The sequence below is a fragment of the Paramagnetospirillum magnetotacticum MS-1 genome (genome assembly GCF_000829825.1).
In the GTDB taxonomy this organism is placed as follows: Bacteria; Pseudomonadota; Alphaproteobacteria; order Rhodospirillales; family Magnetospirillaceae; genus Phaeospirillum; species Phaeospirillum magnetotacticum.
The window spans coordinates 54562-73473 of sequence record NZ_JXSL01000019.1; the positions used below are offsets into that span (position 1 = coordinate 54562).

The window sequence follows — 18912 nt, forward strand, 5'->3', positions numbered from 1 at the left end:
CACATTAAGCGCCGGGAGGAGGTGGGTTCAAGTCCCCTCGGTCGGCTCGTCGCGGCCGATCAGGGCCCGCGCCGCCGGAGTCCGCCAGCCGAAACGGACCGAGGCCATCCGAACCAGAACCGTCACTCCCGCCCCGGCCAGGGCGGCGGGCTCGGCGGAGACACCCAGCCCCAGTCCCAGGGCGGCGAAGACCAATCCCCCCGCCAGGGCGGCGGCGGCGTAGAATTCGCCGGGGCGGAAGATCAGCGGGTCCTCACGGGTCATCAGGTCGCGCAGCATGCCGCCGCCCACCGCGTTGACCACGCCGATCAACAGGGCGGAAACCCAGCCCAGACCGGCATTTAGGGCTTTCTGCGCTCCGAATACGGTATAAAGGCCCAATCCCATGGCATCCACCAGCAGGAAGACCAGCGACAGGCGGTTGAGGGCCTGACCGAACAACAGGCCGATGAAACTGGCGACCAGTACGGCGGTCAGATAATGCGAGCCCAGAACCGAAGGGACCTGCTGCAAAAAGACACCGTCGCGCAACAGGCCGCCGCCCAGGCCGGTGACCAGGGCCAGAAAAAACACCCCGACCATGTCATAGCCTTTGCGCATGGCGGTCAGCGCACCGGTGACGGCGAACAGGAACGTCGCGGCGAGATCGAAGGCGAGGGGCAGAGTGAACTGGCCGATCAGCATGGCAAGCGGTTCACTGATTCACGCGGTTGCGGCCTTCGACCTTGGCACGGTAGAGGGCCGTGTCGGCGCGGGCCACCGTGTCCTTGAAGGACTCTGACTCAGCGTATTGGGCTACGCCGAAGGATGCGGTGCAGGCGCCTGTTCCAGTGAAGACGGCCGTGGCGATGGTCAACCGCAGTTTCTCGGCCAGGGCCACGGCGCCCTCCAGATCAGTATTGGGGCAGATGATCAGGAATTCTTCACCGCCCCACCGTCCGACCACGTCCAACGCCCGCACGCCGTTGCGCAGCAGATCGGCTATGGATTGCAAGACCTCGTCGCCGGTCTGGTGGCCGTGGACATCGTTGATCGACTTGAAATGATCCACGTCGGAGATGATCAGCGAAACCGGCTCGGCATAACGCTGGGCGCGGTCCAACTCATGGGCGAAGGCCTCATCCAGGCGGCGGCGGTTGAACAGGCCGGTCAGGGCGTCGGTGATGGAAACCTTTTCCAACGCCACGCTTTTCAGGGCCAGTTCGGCATAGGCCTCCGCCAATTCGTTCTCGGCCTCCTTCAGGGCGCTGATATCAACGGCGATGGAGTGTTTGACCAGGCGGCCGTCGAACCAGTTGATCAGCGTCTCGCTCAACTGGTACCAGCAATTGTCGCGGTCGTTGAAATGCTCGAACACGATGGTGGTCGGCGGATCGCTGCGCAACGTGGACAGTTCCGCGATCTTGCAGAAATGACAGGGCGCGGGCTGGTCATAGATGGCCACGTGGCAGGTCTGGCCGGGCTCGGCCCCTGTCTTGCGGCGCATGGCCTGATTGAGGGTCACCAGTTCGCGCGTCCGGGCATCGACCACATAGATGGGAAACGGAATAACGTCGATGGTGCCGTCGCAACGCGGGCGCTGCTCCGCCTGTGCAAGCCTTGCGACGGCCGTCATCCGGGTCCCCTGGGCATTCCGCGGCGGCGCCATCAGGTCTTGAAGACCCGCGCGATCATATCGCGCAGCTTTTCCAACTTGATGGGTTTGAGGACATATCCCTTGGCTCCGGCCTTTACGGCGTTCATCACCATGCCCTGTTGGCCGTGGGAGGTGACCATGATGATGTTGGCCTCGGGAAATTCCTTCAAAATGCCGCTGGTGGCCTCGATGCCATCCATGTCCGGCATTGTGATGTCCATGGTGACGAGGTCGGGCTTGGACCGGCGGTAGGCCTCCAGGGCCAGCGCTCCGCTCCCCGCCGTTTGGACCACCAGATGGCCCAGTTCGGTCAGCATGCCTGTCAGCGTCCGGACAGTCAGCAAAGAGTCGTCGACAATCAGGACCTTCAATGGGTGCATCTCTCCCCCTTGCGTCTCTTCTTCCTCGATGACGTTCAGCTTTTGGTCGAAAAGTTCTGATGGACCAATAAAATTAATATCAAGAATACCATGGCTGGTTGCCATTTCGATGGTTGTAAAAATCGCCTTTTTGGGGCGAAGGATGTTGCGCTCCTCATCCAGTATGGATGGGGGGGACAAATGCATGACGTTGCCCGTCTCGGCCAGATCGGCGGTTGCATGGCCCAGGATGAAGTTGACCGTTTCCCCAGCGGTTTCACGCAAGAACAGTTCGCGTTCCTCGGGCAAGACCTTCAGCCTCGCGGTCACCACTTCGCGGATGTGTTCGAGCAGGACGCGCTGGAAGCTGAAGACGATCATCAGCTTGATCGGACCATCGGTGCAGACGACAGCAGTTATATCGCGCAACTGTAGTGAGTCCACATTGCCGGTTCGCGGTTTTGCTCTGGAAACCTTGAGGCCGATCTCCTCTTGGAGGTAGTCCCGCGTGCGGGTCAGGACCGCCGCCATGGCCGGCGGGAATTTCAGGGTGTTGAAGGTCATTGGATGTGCCCCTCCACCTGCGGCGGATAGGGGATATGGAACAGAACATGCGTGCCTTGGCCGCGACGCGAGTCGATGCGGATGCTGCCACCCAATTCCTCGACGCTGGCCTTCACGGCGGTCATGCCGACGCCGCGCCCGGACAGTTCGGTGGCCTCGGTGCGGATGCTGATTCCGTCGGCGAAGACCAGATCCGCGATATCCCAGCCGCTGACGTCGGAGGTGGTCAATTCGGCGGCCCGTCGGCGCAGGTTTTCCACATCGATGCCAGCGCCGTCATCGGCGATATCGATGGCCAGCAAGCCCTCCATGCGGCGAATGGCGCAGCGGATGGTGCCGATTTCACTCTTGCCGGTGGACAATCGGGAATCCGGGTCCTCGATCCCGTGATCGATGGCGTTGCGGAAGACGTGGCCGAGCGAGCGCAGGAACGGCCCGAACACTTCGGGATCGATGCGGACGTCGTCGCCTTCGACCACCAGGGGTCCCACTTCCTTTTCCAGTCGGGCGGAAATCTGGTGGATCATCTTGTCGAAATCGGCGATGGCCTGACGCAGCGACACGGTGCGGATGGCGGCGATTTCCTCGATGACCTCGGGGATCTCGGTTTCCGCCAGCAGTCCGCGGGCGAAGCGTTCAAACCGCTTGGCCTGTTCCGGCGTGACGGTGACCACGCCGCGCCGCGCCATGAAGTCCTCGCCCAAGGCCTCGCGGACGGTTTCCAAATCGGCGTTGAGGACGGACTGCCAGTCGCGGGCGAAGACCATGGACGCGGCTTCGGCGGCGTCGCCCCTGCGGCCCAGGCGTTGCAACGCGGATTCCACCTCGTGAAGATTGGTGGGCAGGTGGTGAAAGCCCAACTGGTTGAAGGTGCCCTTGAAGGTGTGGATGGTCCGGTACAAGACCCCCCGGTCGCGGCCCCGCCACATTCCCGGCCCGTCCTGGACGAAGTTGGAAAACTCGGCGACGGCGTCAAAGAAGTCGTTGCCGTAGGTGACGGCGGACACGATCATCTCGAGCCGGGTCCGCTCGCGCGCGACCTGCGCCGCCAGCGCCTTCTCGCCGGTGACATCGGTCAGCACCACCATGATCGCCTGATCCAGTGGCTTGAATTCGGTCTTAAGGATCCGGTCGCCGATATTGATTTCCTCGGGCAGCAGCGACAGGTACAGCTCGGCGCGGGAGGGGTCGGGTTCCTTCAAGGCCTCTTCGATGCAGGCGCGCAGCGTGTCGCGGGCGTGTTCGTCGCCGGAAAACAGCAGCTCATCCACCGACTTGCCGGCTGGCGATCCGTCGAAGAAATCCAGGCAGGCATGGCTGAATTCCGGCTCGACCAGCAAGTCGCCGCGGAACGACAAGAAACCCTGACCGGAATTGTCCAAAAGGGCGGAAACCTGATCGCTCTTGGATTTAACCGTGGACAGGGATTGCGCCAGTTCGCGGGTGCGGTCGCGGACGCGTTCTTCCATCTCGGTATAGAGCTGGGCGTTTTCCAGCGAAATGGAGGCCTGGCTGGCCAGCAGGTCCAGTACGGCGACCCGCTTGCGGGTAAAGGCCCCGGCGGCCAGGTGGTTTTCCAGATAAAGCACCGCCGACAGCGCCCCATGGGTCACCACGGGCAGGCACATCACCGACTTGACCCCGCCGCGCGCCGCGTAACCCTCGGTCATGAAGGTGTTGGGGCCGATGGCGTTGTCGATCACCACCCTTTCGCGGGTCCGGGTGACATACTGGAACACGGTCAGAGGCAGATCGTCGGAACTGGGCACGGTGGCGCAGGTGGAGACCGCGATGAGGTCTCCCTCCACCATGGCCTCGGCCTCGATGCGGAACGTCTCTCCATGGCGCAGGATCAGCAGGCCGCGATCGGCACCGGCGTGTTCGACCACGATGCGCAGCAGGGATTCCACCAGATTGCCCAGCACGATCTCGCCGGAAACGGCCTGCTGGGCTTTGATGACGGTCATCAGGTCCAGTCCGTCGGCGCTGCCGCTGAAGCCGGTGACGGCTCCATCGGCCATGGCGGAATCCGCCAGTCTGGGGAAAGCCTGGTCAAGCTGGGCGACCTTGGCCAGCGCGCCCCAGCGCGTATAGCAATAGCGGGCGTTGCGCAGATAGTTCTCGGCGATGCTGGGCAGTCCCTGATCCAGGCAGAAACGGCCCGCCCGCTCGTTGGCGATGGCCTCGCAATGAAGCTGGCCCTGTTCGCGGGCCGTCAGGATCGCCGTCTCATAAAGGCGCATCACCTCGTTGCCGCTGCCGGACAGGGCGGCAATCTCCGCATCGATGAGGACCGCGCGCGCCGCGAAGGTTTCGGGGCAATGTTCGGCCCACAGCACCAGCTTACGATGATGTTCGGCCAGCCAGGGCCCCATCTCGGCCCGGTGTTTTGCGTCGGCGCTGGGATACAGCGCCGTGATGGCCAGCGCCCCGTAGAAGTGATGGGAGGACTCGATCACCGAAGACGAGATCTTCGGCACCAGGGCGGCGGTCTCGCGGGCGGCGGCCAGCGCCTCCTCGTGGCGGCCCATCAGATAGGGGGTAACCTGACGGACCACATGGTAGAAGGCGATGCCATAGCCATGGGCCGTCCCCACCAGGGCCTCGTAGGAGGCCTTGGCGCCGTCCGCTCCGGCGACGCCCGGCGTGATCTCGAGCTCGACGCCCTGCAGGCCGGTGATGAACAGCTCCTGCAAACGCAGCATCAGGATGGCGAAGGGGATGCGGGCATTGGCGGCGAAGGGGGCGAATTTGCGCATATGGGCCAGGACCAGGTCCAGCGGCTCGCCCTTCTCGAACAGCATCCAGGCCGAAGCATAGGCCACATAGGCGGCATAGATCAGATTGCCGGTGTCCAGGCAGGTGCGGAAGGTCTCTTCCAGCACCGGCATGATGGTGGCGATGGGCTTGCTCCAGGGCGTGACGAAATAGCCATGGCGGAACAGCAAGGTTCCCTTGAGTGGCGCGCTATTGAACCTTTCGCCCAGTTTGAGCGCCAGTTCCGAAAACTCCAGCCCGGTGCGGAAATCCTCGAACCGGCCGACCAGGGACACGGAATAGCCGGAAAAAGCCGCGCTGGAATCCTCGGTCACACCATGGTGCAGGGACAGGTTGATGGCCGCCAGTCCCAGGAAGGGATAAAGCAGCGGGCGGACATGGTAAACCGCCGGAATGGCGTCGGCGATGACGCCGATCAGCGCCCGGACGGCCGGGACACGGCATTCAGGCAGGGAGACCAGATCGGCGATATGGCGCCCTTCGAGGAGACCGGCCAGTTCCAGCCGGGCCGCCTGGACGGCCTTGGCCGTGTCGTCTTCCGTCTCGGGGCAGGTGAGCCCGAAACGCTCCAGGGCCTTGACGGCGATGGCCACGGCGTCGCCATAGCGGCCCGAGACCATGAACATGCGAAAGCGCAGGCGCCAGACCTGGGCGCTCTGATCATCGCTGTCCGTCTTGCCCAGTAGCAATTCGAACAGTTCATCCGCCTGGGCGTGATTGCCCACCAGATATTCGCACTCGGACAGATCCAGGAAGAGGGCGAAGGTCTGGTCGTGGTCCGTTTCCCAGCAATCGGCGTTCAGCAGGTTGCGCGCCAGGGCAAAATAGACCCGCGCCGAGGCATTGGCCGATGATGCCTTGGCCTTGCGCCCCGCCTGGGTGTTCAGCCGGGCCAGCAGATCGCGTTCGGCCCGCTCGGTGATCATCTGGCGGCCGAGATTGAGATGGTGAATCACGTCGAACAGCCGGTCCTCGACCTCGGTCTCGCTCAGCCGCTCCAGCATTCGCCGCCCTATCTGCAGATGGGTGGCGACCATTTCGGAGATGGGCAAGGACAGATAGGCGGCTTCCTGGATGCGGTCATGGGTAAAGGCCAGACGGTCACCGCTGCGGATCAGGAAACCGGACTGAATGGCCTTTTCCAGGCTGTTCAGGCACTCCTCCTCCGAGCGGTCGTAGACCATGACCAGGGTGCCCAGCGTGGTGCCGCTGCCCAGGCAGGCGATCCGGCGCAATTCCGCCTGATCCGCCTCGGGCAGGCGGCGCAACTTGGCCGCCATCAGCACCACCACATTGTCGGAAAAGCCCATGGCCCCGATGCGTTCGAGATCCCAGCACCACAGACCCTGGGCCAGATCGAACCAGAGAAGTTTCTCTTCCGCCAGGGAGGTGAGAAACTGGATGGCGAAGAACGGATTGCCCGCCGTCTTCTGATGGATCAGCCGGGCCAGGGGCTCCACCTGCTCGGGCGTGCCGCGCAGGGTGTCGGTTACCATGAGGGAAAGGTCGTCCGCGCTCAGCGGCTTGAGAACGATGTCGTTTACCGCCCGCCCACCCTTGCGGATGGTGTCCATGGACAGCATCAGCGGATGCGACGAATCCACCTCGTTGTCGCGATAGCTGCCGATGAGCAGAAGATACCTCACCTCCGGGTGGGTCATCAGATGTTCCAGCAGCTTCATGGAGCCGTTGTCCATCCACTGCAGGTCGTCGAGGAACAGAACCAGCGGCTGCTCCGGCCGGGACAGGACCGAGACGAAGCGGCGGAACACGGTCAGGAAGCGGACATGGGCCTCGCCGGGGGGAAGTTCCGGCACGGCGGGCTGCTTGCCGATCACCAGTTCAAGCTGGGGAATGAGATCCATCAGCAAATCGCCATTGGGCCCCATGGCATCCAGGAACGCCTCGCGCCAGCGCCGGATATCGGATTCGGGGGACCCCAGAATCTGGCGGACCAGGGTATGAAACGCCTGGGCGAAGGTGGAATAGGGAATGTCGCGCTTGTGCTGATCGAACTTGCCCGCGCCGAACATGCCGTCGCGCTCGACCATGGCGGAGTGGATCTGGTTGACCAGGGCCGACTTGCCCACACCGGAATAACCCGATACCAGCACCAGTTCCGGCGCTCCGTCATCGGCGACCCGGCGGAAGGCATCGAGCAGGAGGGCGGATTCCGACTCGCGGCCATAAAGATGTTCGGGAATGGTGAGGATGCCCGAATGGTCGTTTGCCGCCAGGGGGAAGCTTGAAATCCGGCCCTCTGCCACCTGTTGGGCCAGGCAATGCTCCAGGTCCGTGGCCAGACCCTCGGCGGTCTGATAACGCTCCTCCGCCGTCTTGGCCAACAGCTTCATGATGATGGCCGAAACCTGATCGGGCAGGCCCGCGACCCTTTCCCTGGGCGGCGAGGGCTGGCGGGCGATGTGGCAGTGCACCCATTCCATGGGATCGACCGCCGAGAACGGGCGCAGGCCGGTGAACACCTCGTAGAGGACGACGCCCAGCGAATACAGGTCGGAGCGGGAATCCACCGAGCGGTTCATGCGTCCCGTCTGTTCCGGGGCCATATAGGCGAAATTGCCGACGGCGATCTCGATCATCTGGCTGTGCCGGTGTTCGCGCTGAAGTTGCGAGGCCGATCCGAACCCCGTGAAGACCACCGTGTCTGCGGTTTCATCGATCAGGATGTTGTTGGGCGTGACGTCCTTGTGGATCAGCCCCCTGGCATGGATGTGTCCCAAGGTCCGCGCCATGGCGGACGACAGGCGCAGCAAGCGGGACAGGTCGGCCTGGCGCAATGGGCCGGACCGCGATGCGATCAATTGCGACAAGAGCTGGCCGCCGGGATCGGAAAGGGTAAGGCTGGGGCGGCCGGAGGTTTCATCCAGTGACAGGGGAACGGCGCCCCAGGCGGCATCGATTTCGGTCCTCAGCGCGAATTCGCGACGAAGCCGATCAATGACCGCTTGCGAGGGGCGCGCGGACAGGGTGCTGCGCAGCAGAATCGCCCGATTTCCCGGGGCCGTGCCCCGTGCCAGCGACATCTCCTCTTCCCGGCAGAGGGTGTCGGTTATTTTGACCCCGGACGGAACAGTCATTGTTCCCAAGATCCCCCAAAACAGGACTGCTGGCGGCTGCTCCGACTTGGGAGGCCATCACCTCCCACAGCCTACGTTGCTTTGCCTTTACGTTCAATCGCCACAACCACTCGTTCCATCGGTTTCCTTCTTCCTGTGGTCTCCCGCAAAATGAAATCCATGGCCGGTGGCCGAGGCATCAAAATTGTGATGGCGCATCAATAGCAATGAATGGACTGTTATGGCTCGCTTATGATATCCAAAACGACAAATCGGCATGTTTGGGTGGCAAGATGAGAGATGAGAATCAAGGAAAAATAGACGATAGCGAGAGTTCTGAGGAGCAGACTGGAAAAAAATAGAAACAGGCGATGGTCAAAATCCCGTGAAAATAGTGGTTTTGATCGTGGGCATGGCTTCGGCGGCGGCAATCCGTTCGGCGGAGGTTTCGGTGGCGGGTTTGGTCCCGGCCAGTTCATGCAGATGTTGCCCCTCCTGATGGCCATGAGCGGCGGCATGCCCGGCGCCGGAATGGCCAATATGCAACTTAAACTATTGATGTGGATGGTCGAGACCTGGCTGGACTACCTGTCGGCCATGCAAGACGTGTTCGAGCGGGCCTTTGACCGCCTGCGCGAAATGGAGCTGTGCGGCGGCTTCATGGGCGGCGGCGGCGATCAGGGCGACGACGGCAAGGACTGGTAATCGCAAGGGCATGCGGTCGGGGCAGGGGGGATGAGTATGGGGGGCGTGCGCAAGCCGCTGGATATCGCCATCATCGGGATGGCGTGCCGCTTTGCCGGTGCATCCGATTGGCGGGCCTATTGGCGCAATCTGCTGGATGGGGTCGAGTCGGTCACCTTTCTCACCGATGCCCAGATGATCGAGGCCGGGGTGGACCCGGCCCAGTTGCGTCATCCCGATTACGTCAAGGCGTCCTTCCTGCTGCCCGAGGCCGACCGCTTCGACCCGCTGTTCTTCGGCTATTCCCCCCACGAGGCCCGGCTAATCGACCCGCAGCAGCGCCATCTGCTGGAAGTGTCGTGGGAGGCGTTCGAGGATGCCGGTTATCCCCCCGGCCAGGATTTCGGGCCCGTGGGCGTCTATGCCGCCACGGGCAGCGTGGTCACCAATTATATGATGAACGAACTGGCCGATCACCCGGATTCCCGGGGCGCCACGGCCAGCCTGCTGCATATCGGCAATGACAAGGATTTCGCGGGCACCCGCGTCTCGTTCAAGCTGAACCTGACGGGGCCCAGCCTGAATGTGCAGACCGCGTGTTCCACCTCCCTGGTCCTGGTCCATCTGGCCTGCAATGCCATCCAGGGTGGGGAATGCTCCATGGCTCTGGCGGCGGCCGGGATCGTGCGGGTGCCGCAGGCGGCGGGCTATATGGGGGTGAAGGGCGCCATCTTCGCGCCCGACGGCCATATCCGCACCTTCGATGCCGAGGCGGGGGGAACGGTGTTCTCGTCCGGCGTGGCGGCCATGCTGTTCAAGGGCCTGGACCAGGCCGTGGCCGATGGAGACAACATCTATGGCGTGATCCGGGGCACGGCGCTGAACAATGACGGCGGGCGCAAAGCGTCCTATGCCGGAACCAGCGTGCGCGGCCAGACCGACGTGATGAAGGCGGCTTTGGCCCAAAGCCGCTTCGATCCCTCCACCATCGGTTCGGTGGAGTGCCACGGCACAGGCACCACGGTGGGCGACCCGCGCGAATTCACGGCGCTGCAGCGCGCCTTCGAGGGTGACAAGCGCGAGGGCAAGCGCCCCATCGGCTCCACCAAGCCCAATATCGGCCATTCCGAGCAATCGGCCGGTCTGGCCTCCATGATCAAGACGGCGCTGTCGCTCACCGAAGGGGTGGTGCCGCCCACCATCAACTACCGCATTCCCAATCCGCGTCTGAAGATCGAGCAGTCCCGGTTCTTCGTGAACACCGAACGCCTGGACTGGCCCGCAGTCGCGGAGCATCGGCGCCGCGCCCTGGTCAACGGCCTGGGCATCGGCGGCACCAATGCGGTGGTGGTGATGGAGCAGGCGCCGGTCGCGCGGCCGCGCACGGGCGCCGCGCCTCGTCCCCGCCATCTGGTGGTGCTGTCGGCCAAGTCCGCCGATTCCCTGGACGCCAATTCCGCCCGCCACCGCGCCTGGGCTGAAGCCCATCCCGAGATGAATATGGGTGACTATGCCCATACCATGGCGGTGGGCCGGACCCATTTCGATCATCGCTTCGCCTGCGTCGTCTCTTCCCCCGCCGAGCTGGCCGCCAGGTTGGAGGGGTTCAAGGCCGATCCCAAGGCGGCGCGCAAAGTGTCGCAGCCCCGCAAGCTGGCCCTGTTGTTCAGCGGCCAGGGCGCCCAGGTGGCGGGCATGGGCCGCGCGCTTTACGAGACGGAGCCGGTCTTCCGGGCCGAGTTGGACAAGGTGGCCGCCGCCCTCGATCCCCATCTGGACGCCAGTCTGCTGGACGTGCTGTTCAGCGAGGGCGAGCAGATCCACAACACCGGCTATACCCAGCCCTGCCTCTTCGCGGTGGAAGTGGCCCTGGCCCGCACTCTGGCCGCCTGGGGCATCAAGGCCGATGCGGTCTGCGGCCATTCGGTGGGCGAGTTCGCGGCTTGCGTCATCGCGAAGGTGTATTCCCTGGAGGATGCGGCGCGGCTGGTGGCCACCCGTGGCCGAATGATGCAGGCCTTGCCCGCGGGCGGCGCCATGAGCGCCGTTTTCGCCGAGGAATCTCTGGTTTCCGAGGTGCTGGCCGCTCTCGACCCCGCCAAGATCGGCATCGCCGCCGTCAATGGGCCGCAAGGAACGGTGATTTCAGGCGCGGCCGACGAGGTGGCCAAGGCGGTCAAGGCGCTGGAGGCCAGGGGCATTGCCTCCAAGGCCCTGACCGTGTCGCATGCCTTCCATTCGCCGCTCATGGACCCGGCTCTGCCCGAGCTTGATGCGGCGGTCTGGCAGGTCGAGGCCAAGGCTCCGGCCATGGCCTGGGTCTCGACCTATACCGGTCAGTTAAAGAACGACGCGCCCGATTCCGAATACTGGTGCCGTCAGGCGCGCCAGGCGGTGCGCTTCGCCGATGCGGTGGCCGAACTGGTCAAATCGGGGATCAAGGATTTCCTCGAGATCGGCCCCGGTGGCGCCTTGCTGGCCCTGGGGCGCAGCGTCTCGGGCCAGGAAGGGCTGGGCTGGCTTCCCAGCCTGGGCCGGGGCGACGAGCATCAGACCCTGTTGGAGAGTCTGGGCGCGCTGTACCGCGCCGGTCATGACCCCGACTGGGCCTGTTTCGATGCGCCCTTCGATCTCAGGCGTTTGTCGCTGCCCACCTATGCCTTCGCGCGCGAGCGGGTGTGGGCCACCAAGGATTACGAGCCTGTGGGCGGACGCCGCGTACCCGTAGCCGCAGGGATTGGCCTGACCGGACGGCGGCTGTCCTCGCCCTTGGCCGCGCATCAATACGAGACCGAATTCAGCCGCGAGCGCTTTTCCTGGCTCGACGATCACCGGGTCCATGGGTCCGTTGTGCTGCCTACCACCGCCGGTCTGCTGGCCGCCCTGGAAGGGGCGCGTCCCCGGCTGGGCGACGGGCCGCTGGAGGTGGCGGGGTTTGCCCACGGCGACGCCCTGGTCCTGGGCGATGACGAGGTGCGCCTCGGCCATCTGGTGGTGGAGCCCCATGGCGAGGGGGCGGGATTCTTCCTGTCCAGCCGGGGCGGTGACGACGAAAAATGGCGCACCCATATGCGGGGCGAGATCCGCCGCGCCACGCCGGGCAAGGCGAAGGCTTTCGACGCCAAGGCGCTGAAGCGGCGCTGTCATCTGCCGGTCAAGGCCGACAGCTATTACGCTGGCATGCGCTCGCTCGGTCTGGCCTACGGCCCCAGTTTCCGGGCCATCGAAAGCCTGTGGCGGGGCGAGGGCGAGGCCCTGGCCCGTATCCGTCTGCCCGATCATGTGGAGCCCATGGGCAACGGGCTGATGCATCCGGCCCTGCTGGATGCCTGCCTGCATGTCTATCCCGCGGTGATCGAGGAGCACGGCGACTTCACCCAGCCGCCGCCCGAAGGCTCCTCCGCCCATCTGCCCTTGAGCCTCGAGCGCTTTTCTGGTGCCCGCTCGGAGGAGCGCGAGGTCTGGGTCCATGCGCGCAGGCGCAAGCCCAACGGCCATGGCGGCGATATCACGGTGATCGATATCGAGGCCTTCGACCCCGATGGTCGCCCGGTGGCCGCCTTCGAGGGATTGTCGGTCAAGAAACTGCCCGCCTCCCTGTTCAGGCCGCGCAAACCCGATGGCGAGGATGGCTGGCTTTATGCCAAGCGCTGGGACGACAAGCCTGTGCCGCCGGTGGCCGCCAAGGCTTCGGGGCCGCTGACCTGGCTGCTGCTGGGCGGTGACGGTTTCGCCAAACCCTTGAAGGAGGCCCTGGGCCGTACCGGCGCCGCCTGCCGTGTGGTGGCGGCCAAGGACTGCCCCCGTGATCTGGAAGGCTTCTCCCGCCTGCTGGAAAGCTTCGCCGCCGAGGCCGGGGCGGGCAAGGCCGGAATCCTCCATCTGGGCGGAATCGAGGCCCCCGGCGAGGAGGCCTGGGGCGACGAAGGGGCGCAGCGGTCTGTCTATGACCCCGTCCTGAATCTGGCGCGTGCCCTGGGACTGACCCGCACCAGCTTTCTGGTGGCGCCCAAGCTGCATCTGATTACCCGCAATGCCGTGGATGCCACCAAATCCGAGCCTGCCGCCCATGTGCTGGGCGCTGGTCTGTGGGGGCTGGGGCGGTCCCTGGCGCTCGAGGCTCCGGCTCTGTGGGGCGGACTGATCGATCTGGAAGCCGGTGGTGCCCCTGGTGCCGAGGCGGAATTGCTGGCCGCCCATCTGGCCGCCAGTGATGACGAGGCTCAGGTGGCCCTTCGTAGGGGCAAGCGTCTGGCCGCCCGGCTGGTGCGCGCCGCCGTGCCTGATCGCCGAGACACGGCGGGCGAGGGCGGAACCTATCTGGTGACCGGCGGATTGGGCGCGCTGGGTGTGCTGACCGCCCAATGGCTGGTTTCGTCGCGCAAGGCCGCCCATCTGGTGCTGGTCAGCCGCCAGGGTGACAAGGCCGCCAATGCCGCCGAAATCGCGGCGCGCATCAAGGCCCTGGGCGCCAAGATCACCATCGCCAAGGCCGATATTGCCAAGGAAGGTGATGTCGCCAAGCTGCTGGGCCGCCTCGCCAAGGCCGAACCGATGCTCAAGGGCATCTATCACAGCGCCGGTGTGCTGGACGACGGTCTGGTGGACCAGATGGAATGGGGCAAGTTCCGCCGCGCCCTGGCGCCCAAGCTGGATGCCAGCTGGTGGCTGCACAAGCATAGCCAAGGCCTGAAGCTTCACGATTTCGTGCTCTACTCCTCGGTGCTGAGCGTGATCGGCTCGGCGGGGCAGACCAACTACACCACCGGCAATGCCTGCCTGGACGCCTTGGCCGCCCATCGCAGGTCAAAGGGTCTGCCAGCCTTGGCGGTCAACTGGGGCGCCTGGGCCAGCGCGGGCATGGCCGACGGGTTGGGATCTCAGGGCTAGGCCATCTGGCGGGCGCGCGGCATCCATTACATCGAGCCCGAGATGGGGCGGGAAGCCTTCGACCTTCTGTTCGATGGTGCTGCCGATCAGGCCGTGGTGATCCCCGCCGACTGGCCCACTTTCCTGCGCCAGTTCCAGGTGCCGCCGCGCTTCTATGCAGAGTTGCAAGGCGGCGCGGTGGGCGGTCTGGCCGCCGATATCGAGGCGCTGAAGCAGGCCATGGCCTCCCCCGACCCGGGGCTTCGCCGCGCCGCCATCACCGATTTCCTGGCGCGTCAGGTCATGACCACGCTGGGCATGACGACCAAGGTGGAGCCCGACCGGCCCTTGCGCGAACTGGGCCTGGATTCGCTCATGTCGGTCACCCTGATCAACCGGGTGGAAAGTGCCACGGGCCTGCGCATTCCGGCGGTCAAGCTGATCAAGGGGCCCAGCATCGACGATCTGGTGGCCGATGTGTGGCCCGATCTGGCTGGAGTGGAGGTGAGCGCTCCTGCTGTTACCGAGCAGGTGGTAACCCAAGAGGCTCCTACGCCGCAGCCCAAGCCCGCCATCAATACCGGGGCCGGAAAGTGGCTGGTCACCGTGGCGCCGCGCGCCAATCCTCGTTACCGGGTGTTCTGCTTTCCCTTCGCGGGCGGCGGCTCGGCGGCCTTCCAGGCATGGTCGGCCACCACCGATCCAGCCATCGAGGTCATCGCGGTCGAGCCCCCCGGACGTCTGGCCCGCATCAGCGAAAAGCCGGTGCGCGACATGGATGTCTTCGTTGATCACGTCATCGACGAGATGGAGGATGCGGGCAAGCTGGACCTGCCCTTCGCCCTGTTCGGCCATTGCCTGGGCGGGCTGACGCTCTATGAGGTGGCGCGCACCCTGATCCACGAGACTGAGACCAAGCCGCGCCACCTGTTCTGCTCGGGGGCGCGGTGCCCCGACCGGGTGCGCGTCATCGGCCCGTTCGAGAAGAATCTGGCGCTGCATCTGGCGAATATGCCTGGCTACAAGCCCAATCTGCCGCCCTATCGCCAGGCGGACCCCATCTTCGCCGAGATCATCCGCCAGTTCGACATGGCGGCCAGCGACCAGTTCCTGGACGACCCGGAACTGCGCCGCCTGATGCTGCCCGCCGTGCGCGCCGAATTCGAGATGACCAGCAAGTACCGTTATGCACCGGAAAAGCCCTGGGACATTCCCATCACCTGCTTTGTCTCAAAGGGCGATCCTTACGTTTCCCGCCAGGACATCCTGGGCTGGGGGCGGTTCACCAATTCGCGCATGCAGGTCTATATGCGCGAAGGCACCCATTATTCCATTTTCGAAGACGCGGCTTTCATCCAGCGCGTCATCGGCCGTGAGCTGATGGCGCCACCATCCTGACCGGGATGGACGACAGGGGAGAACGACATGCATAAGCATAAGATGGCTTTGGTGCTGGGGGGCGGCGCCCCCAATTTCACCCTGATGACCGGCGCTTTGCTGGCCTTCGACGAGGCGGGCGTCAAGTTCGACGTGATCTCGGCCACAGGCGGCGGCGGCGGCGTGGCTCTGTCCTATCTGGCGCCCAAGGGAATGAGCCGCCAGGATTCTCTGCGCAATTCGGTGAATTTCGGCGTCTCGGATGCGATCTACAAATACATCCCCATGAACTACAAGGTGTTCATGAAGGGCAGCAAGATCGCTGCCGCCTATCGCTGGCTGTTGTCCAAGATGCCCGGCTACAACTTGATCATGAACCAGTTCAACATGACCAAGCGCCAGAAGTTCTACAGCGACCTGATCCAGATGGTCTGGGCGCTGTTTACACCCAGCACCGTCAATTTCTTCAGCAAGGGCCTGTGCGCCAACGCCCCGTTCATCATGGAGATGGTGGATTTCGAGGCCCTGAAGACGGTGGAGGAGGATGTCTACCTCAACGCCTATAATCTGACCGATCACAAGATGGCGATCTTCGGCAAGGATATCCTGGATTACGAGCATTTCGGCGCAACCCTGGCCTATCCTTTCATTTATCCGCCGGCCAAGGTGGACGGGAAATTGTACCTGGAGGGCGCGGCCGAGGACGCCTTCAACTTCCAAGGGCTTCTCGAGCATGACGAGGGCATCCGCACCGTGGTGGTGTTCGACGCCTTTGGCAATGAGGGCTATATCCAGGACCCGCCCAATCTGTGGCAGGCCTGGGGGCAGAACCTGATCCTGCCGCTGATCTCGCTGACCCGGCACGACCTGGCCTTCTTCGAGCATATGCTCGATGACTGGAACGAATCCCACCCGGCGCGCCAGGACGTGGAACTGATCAAGGTGACCTTCCCCATTCCGCCCGAATGGCTGCCCACCGCGCTGGACTGGTCGCGCTCGAATCTGGAGCGCATGTTCGAACTGGGCTACGAGACCGGCAAGAAATTCGTCGCCGAGAAGGGGGTCCGTCTGGGAGCCACCTTGCCGCCCAAGCCGACGCCCGCCAAGGGCCGCGGCGGCGCGGCCAAGAAGGACGACGACGCCATGTTCGGCGGTGCCAGCATCGGTTAAGGCAGGGACATTTCCGCATACCCCACCTCTCGTTTCACGAGGGGTGGGGTATGTGTTTTTATGTGACAATTCCGTTCAGACTGGAAGAATTAGCTGAAAACACATTATTTTGCGGCGCAAAAGCCCAAAGGTTGCGTTGCAGCAAGGTCAATGTGTATTTCCGTTGTTTTCAAGCGCCCGGCTTAGGGGTATCATTACTGGTATGCGCAAACTGCCCACAACGTTCGAGCAAGGTCATGCACGCCCCTCCAGCCGGAGGCGCAGGGCGTTTCCGTCTGGCGCGGAACTGATGTCACATACCATGTTCTCCATTCTGCACCAGACCAGCGCGGTTCTGGCCGGGGATGGGGTGGCGCGCATTGATGGCTTTGACGTCCATGAAGTGGGGCAAGACAGCGTCAAGCTGCACGACATCACCGCCGTGGCCGGGTTCGGCGTGCCGGTGGGTTTGCTGATCGCTTTCAGCTTCGACCAGACCCTGCTGGGCGACATTCTCGACAAGGCAACCGGCGCTCTGCCGGTCCCCGACGAGGAACGGGAACTCTATCTGCGCGAGACCGCGGCGGAGGTGGTCAATACGGTATTGGGTCTGTGTACCGCCGACTTCGAGTTGAAGGAAACCGCCGTCAGCCTGTCGCCGCCGGTGGTGATGGAAGGCTCGCGCGACATTCAGCGCCAGGGCGATGCGGTGTTTGCCAGCATGGACATCCTGACCGACAAGGGCGCGGTCAGCGTCAATCTGTTCGGGCCGCGCCATCTGTTCGATGACAGTCTGAACTACCGTCACTGAGTCCCGGACGAGGCCCCCTACTTTCGAAACAGCGGGATATCGATTTCGCGGTCGTGCTTGTCCAATTGCTCGGCGAAATCGGTCATCAAGGACTTGGCCTTTTCGGCGGACCCGCTTTGCACGGCGTCGCGAACCGGGGTGAGCAGCCGCAGCAGCCGCTGGTGGTCCTGTTTGAGGGTATCGATTGCCTCGGGATTGGCCTTGGCCGCCAGGCTCTCTTCCATGCGAAAGTGTATGCGCAACCGTTCGGTCAGCACATCGACAGCCTCCTGGGCGAGGCCGGTGCCGGGGTCGTTGCGCATGACCGCCGTCATGGACCGGATCATTTCATGAAGCTTCAGGTGTTCGGTGTCGATGGTCGAATCGCCGCTTTTCCACTGATCCTCGAGCCACGTCGCCATTCCAAATCCCCCCTCGTTGCACGCTAAACGGTTAGGTGGGGAGCCTCTGGGAACAATTCCAGGTGCAAGATCAGCCGCAGCGCACTCCGGTGCCGCCCAGGCCGCAATATCCGCCCGGTTCCTTGGCCAGATATTGCTGGTGATGTCCTTCGGCCCAATAGAACGGTCCCGCCTGGGCGATCTCGGTGGTGATGGCGCCAAAGCCCGCCCGCTGAAGCGCCTGGCCGTAGGCCAGACGTGACGCCTCGGCCTCGTCTTTCTGCGCCGGGCTGGTCCAGTAGATGGCCGAGCGGTACTGGGTGCCGATATCGTTGCCCTGGCGCATGCCCTGGGTGGGGTTGTGGCCTTCCCAGAATAGGCGCAGCAGCGCCGAATAAGGCACCTCCGCCGGGTCGAAGGCCACCAGCACCGCCTCGGCATGGCCGGTGCGCGCGGTGCAGACCTCCTCATAAGTGGGGTTGGGGGTGAAGCCCCCGCCATATCCCACCGAGGTGGAATAGACTCCGCCGGTCTTCCAGAACAGCCGCTCCGCCCCCCAGAAGCAGCCCATGGCGAAAATCGCCGTCTCCATTCCCACGGGGAAGGGCGGCTTCAAGAGGGTGTCGAGAACGTAGTGGCGTTCGGGAACGCGCATTTCACTGGCGCGGCCGGGCAGGGCCTGATCGGCGGCCACCATCACCGTCTTACTGGGTCCCCAAAGCGACATGGACGTGCCTCCGCAGTATGTGTCCAGACACTATATGGGGAGGAGGCTTCAACGCAACGAGATGGCGGCCAGGGCCAGGGCGGCGACGATGGCCAGGGCGCCCATGAAGATGTCGCGCTGGCGGCGCCGGGCCCGTTCCTTTTCCTCGATGCGGCGCTGCAGCCAGCGGGTGGTGACCTCCACGGCGGCTGCGCCGGGAAAGTCGCTGAACACGCCCTGCACCGCCGACGGCTCGAAGACCCCGTCGTTGAATTCGTGAATGGTGAAGACGCACCACTCGCCTTCGTATTCCACCTGGCAGGCCCAGTCCTGCAGCACCCAGCGGTCCAGAACCTTGCGGACGGGACGTTCGGCCTCCTGGACATGGAAGGAGAACTGAAAGCCTTCGACGGAGGCGATGCGGGACTCGGCCATGGCGGTACCTCAGTGAAGATGGCGTCTGCCGAAAATAACCACAGAACTACCAGATGTAATAATTGTTTCACCCCGACAGCACAAGTC

General features: G+C 64.0%; 12 protein-coding genes. 5 read left to right on the forward strand and 7 right to left on the reverse strand.

Features of this window, described 5'->3' with window-relative positions:
• Positions 1–27: 27 nt before the first annotated feature.
• Genes CCC_RS02325 through CCC_RS02340 form a run of 4 tightly spaced genes read right to left on the reverse strand, consistent with a single transcriptional unit; the run spans position 28 to position 8381 of the window.
• Positions 28–684: a trimeric intracellular cation channel family protein gene (locus CCC_RS02325; protein ID WP_009868880.1), complete on the reverse strand. Its 657-nt coding sequence runs from the start codon at positions 682–684 to the stop codon at positions 28–30.
• Positions 685–694: 10 nt separating this feature from the next.
• The gene (locus tag CCC_RS02330; protein WP_052472913.1) at positions 695–1615 is read right to left on the reverse strand and encodes a GGDEF domain-containing protein; all 921 of its coding nucleotides are present in this window, start codon (positions 1613–1615) and stop codon (positions 695–697) included.
• Positions 1616–1647: 32 nt separating this feature from the next.
• Complete coding sequence (locus CCC_RS21620) at positions 1648–2526, reverse strand: response regulator (protein ID WP_236686276.1); 879 nt, start codon at positions 2524–2526, stop codon at positions 1648–1650.
• Between the two features lie 29 nt (positions 2527–2555).
• Positions 2556–8381 (reverse strand): AAA family ATPase, encoded by a 5826-nt coding sequence (locus tag CCC_RS02340; RefSeq protein WP_052472907.1) that lies wholly within the window; start codon positions 8379–8381, stop codon positions 2556–2558.
• Between the two features lie 510 nt (positions 8382–8891).
• Between CCC_RS02340 and CCC_RS02345 the strand changes: the two genes are divergently transcribed.
• From CCC_RS02345 to CCC_RS02360, 5 genes are all read left to right on the forward strand, one after another.
• The gene (locus CCC_RS02345; RefSeq protein WP_009867082.1) at positions 8892–9119 is read left to right on the forward strand and encodes a hypothetical protein; all 228 of its coding nucleotides are present in this window, start codon (positions 8892–8894) and stop codon (positions 9117–9119) included.
• Between the two features lie 30 nt (positions 9120–9149).
• Complete coding sequence (locus tag CCC_RS02350; RefSeq protein WP_236686277.1) at positions 9150–13988, forward strand: type I polyketide synthase; 4839 nt, start codon at positions 9150–9152, stop codon at positions 13986–13988.
• Between the two features lie 42 nt (positions 13989–14030).
• Entirely contained in the window at positions 14031–15365 is a 1335-nt protein-coding gene (locus CCC_RS22690; RefSeq protein WP_009867570.1) for an alpha/beta fold hydrolase, read from the forward strand.
• A 27-nt stretch (positions 15366–15392) separates the two neighbouring features.
• Positions 15393–16514 carry a patatin-like phospholipase family protein gene (locus CCC_RS02355; protein ID WP_041039591.1) on the forward strand — a complete coding sequence of 374 codons (1122 nt, stop codon included), beginning with the start codon at positions 15393–15395 and terminating at the stop codon, positions 16512–16514.
• A 289-nt stretch (positions 16515–16803) separates the two neighbouring features.
• Entirely contained in the window at positions 16804–17304 is a 501-nt protein-coding gene (locus CCC_RS02360) for a chemotaxis protein CheX (protein WP_041039593.1), read from the forward strand.
• A gap of 17 nt (positions 17305–17321) precedes the next feature.
• Here the strand turns inward: CCC_RS02360 and CCC_RS02365 are convergent, their stop codons facing one another.
• The 3 genes from CCC_RS02365 to CCC_RS02375 all read right to left on the reverse strand — a co-directional run bounded on the left by CCC_RS02365 (position 17322) and on the right by CCC_RS02375 (position 18825).
• Positions 17322–17705: a hemerythrin family protein gene (locus tag CCC_RS02365; protein WP_009868375.1), complete on the reverse strand. Its 384-nt coding sequence runs from the start codon at positions 17703–17705 to the stop codon at positions 17322–17324.
• 70 nt (positions 17706–17775) lie between these two features.
• Positions 17776–18411, reverse strand: a complete 636-nt coding sequence (gene msrA, locus CCC_RS02370; protein ID WP_041039595.1) for a peptide-methionine (S)-S-oxide reductase MsrA — start codon at positions 18409–18411, stop codon at positions 17776–17778.
• 48 nt (positions 18412–18459) lie between these two features.
• Positions 18460–18825, reverse strand: a complete 366-nt coding sequence (locus CCC_RS02375) for a hypothetical protein (RefSeq protein WP_009868373.1) — start codon at positions 18823–18825, stop codon at positions 18460–18462.
• Positions 18826–18912: the final 87 nt, after the last annotated feature.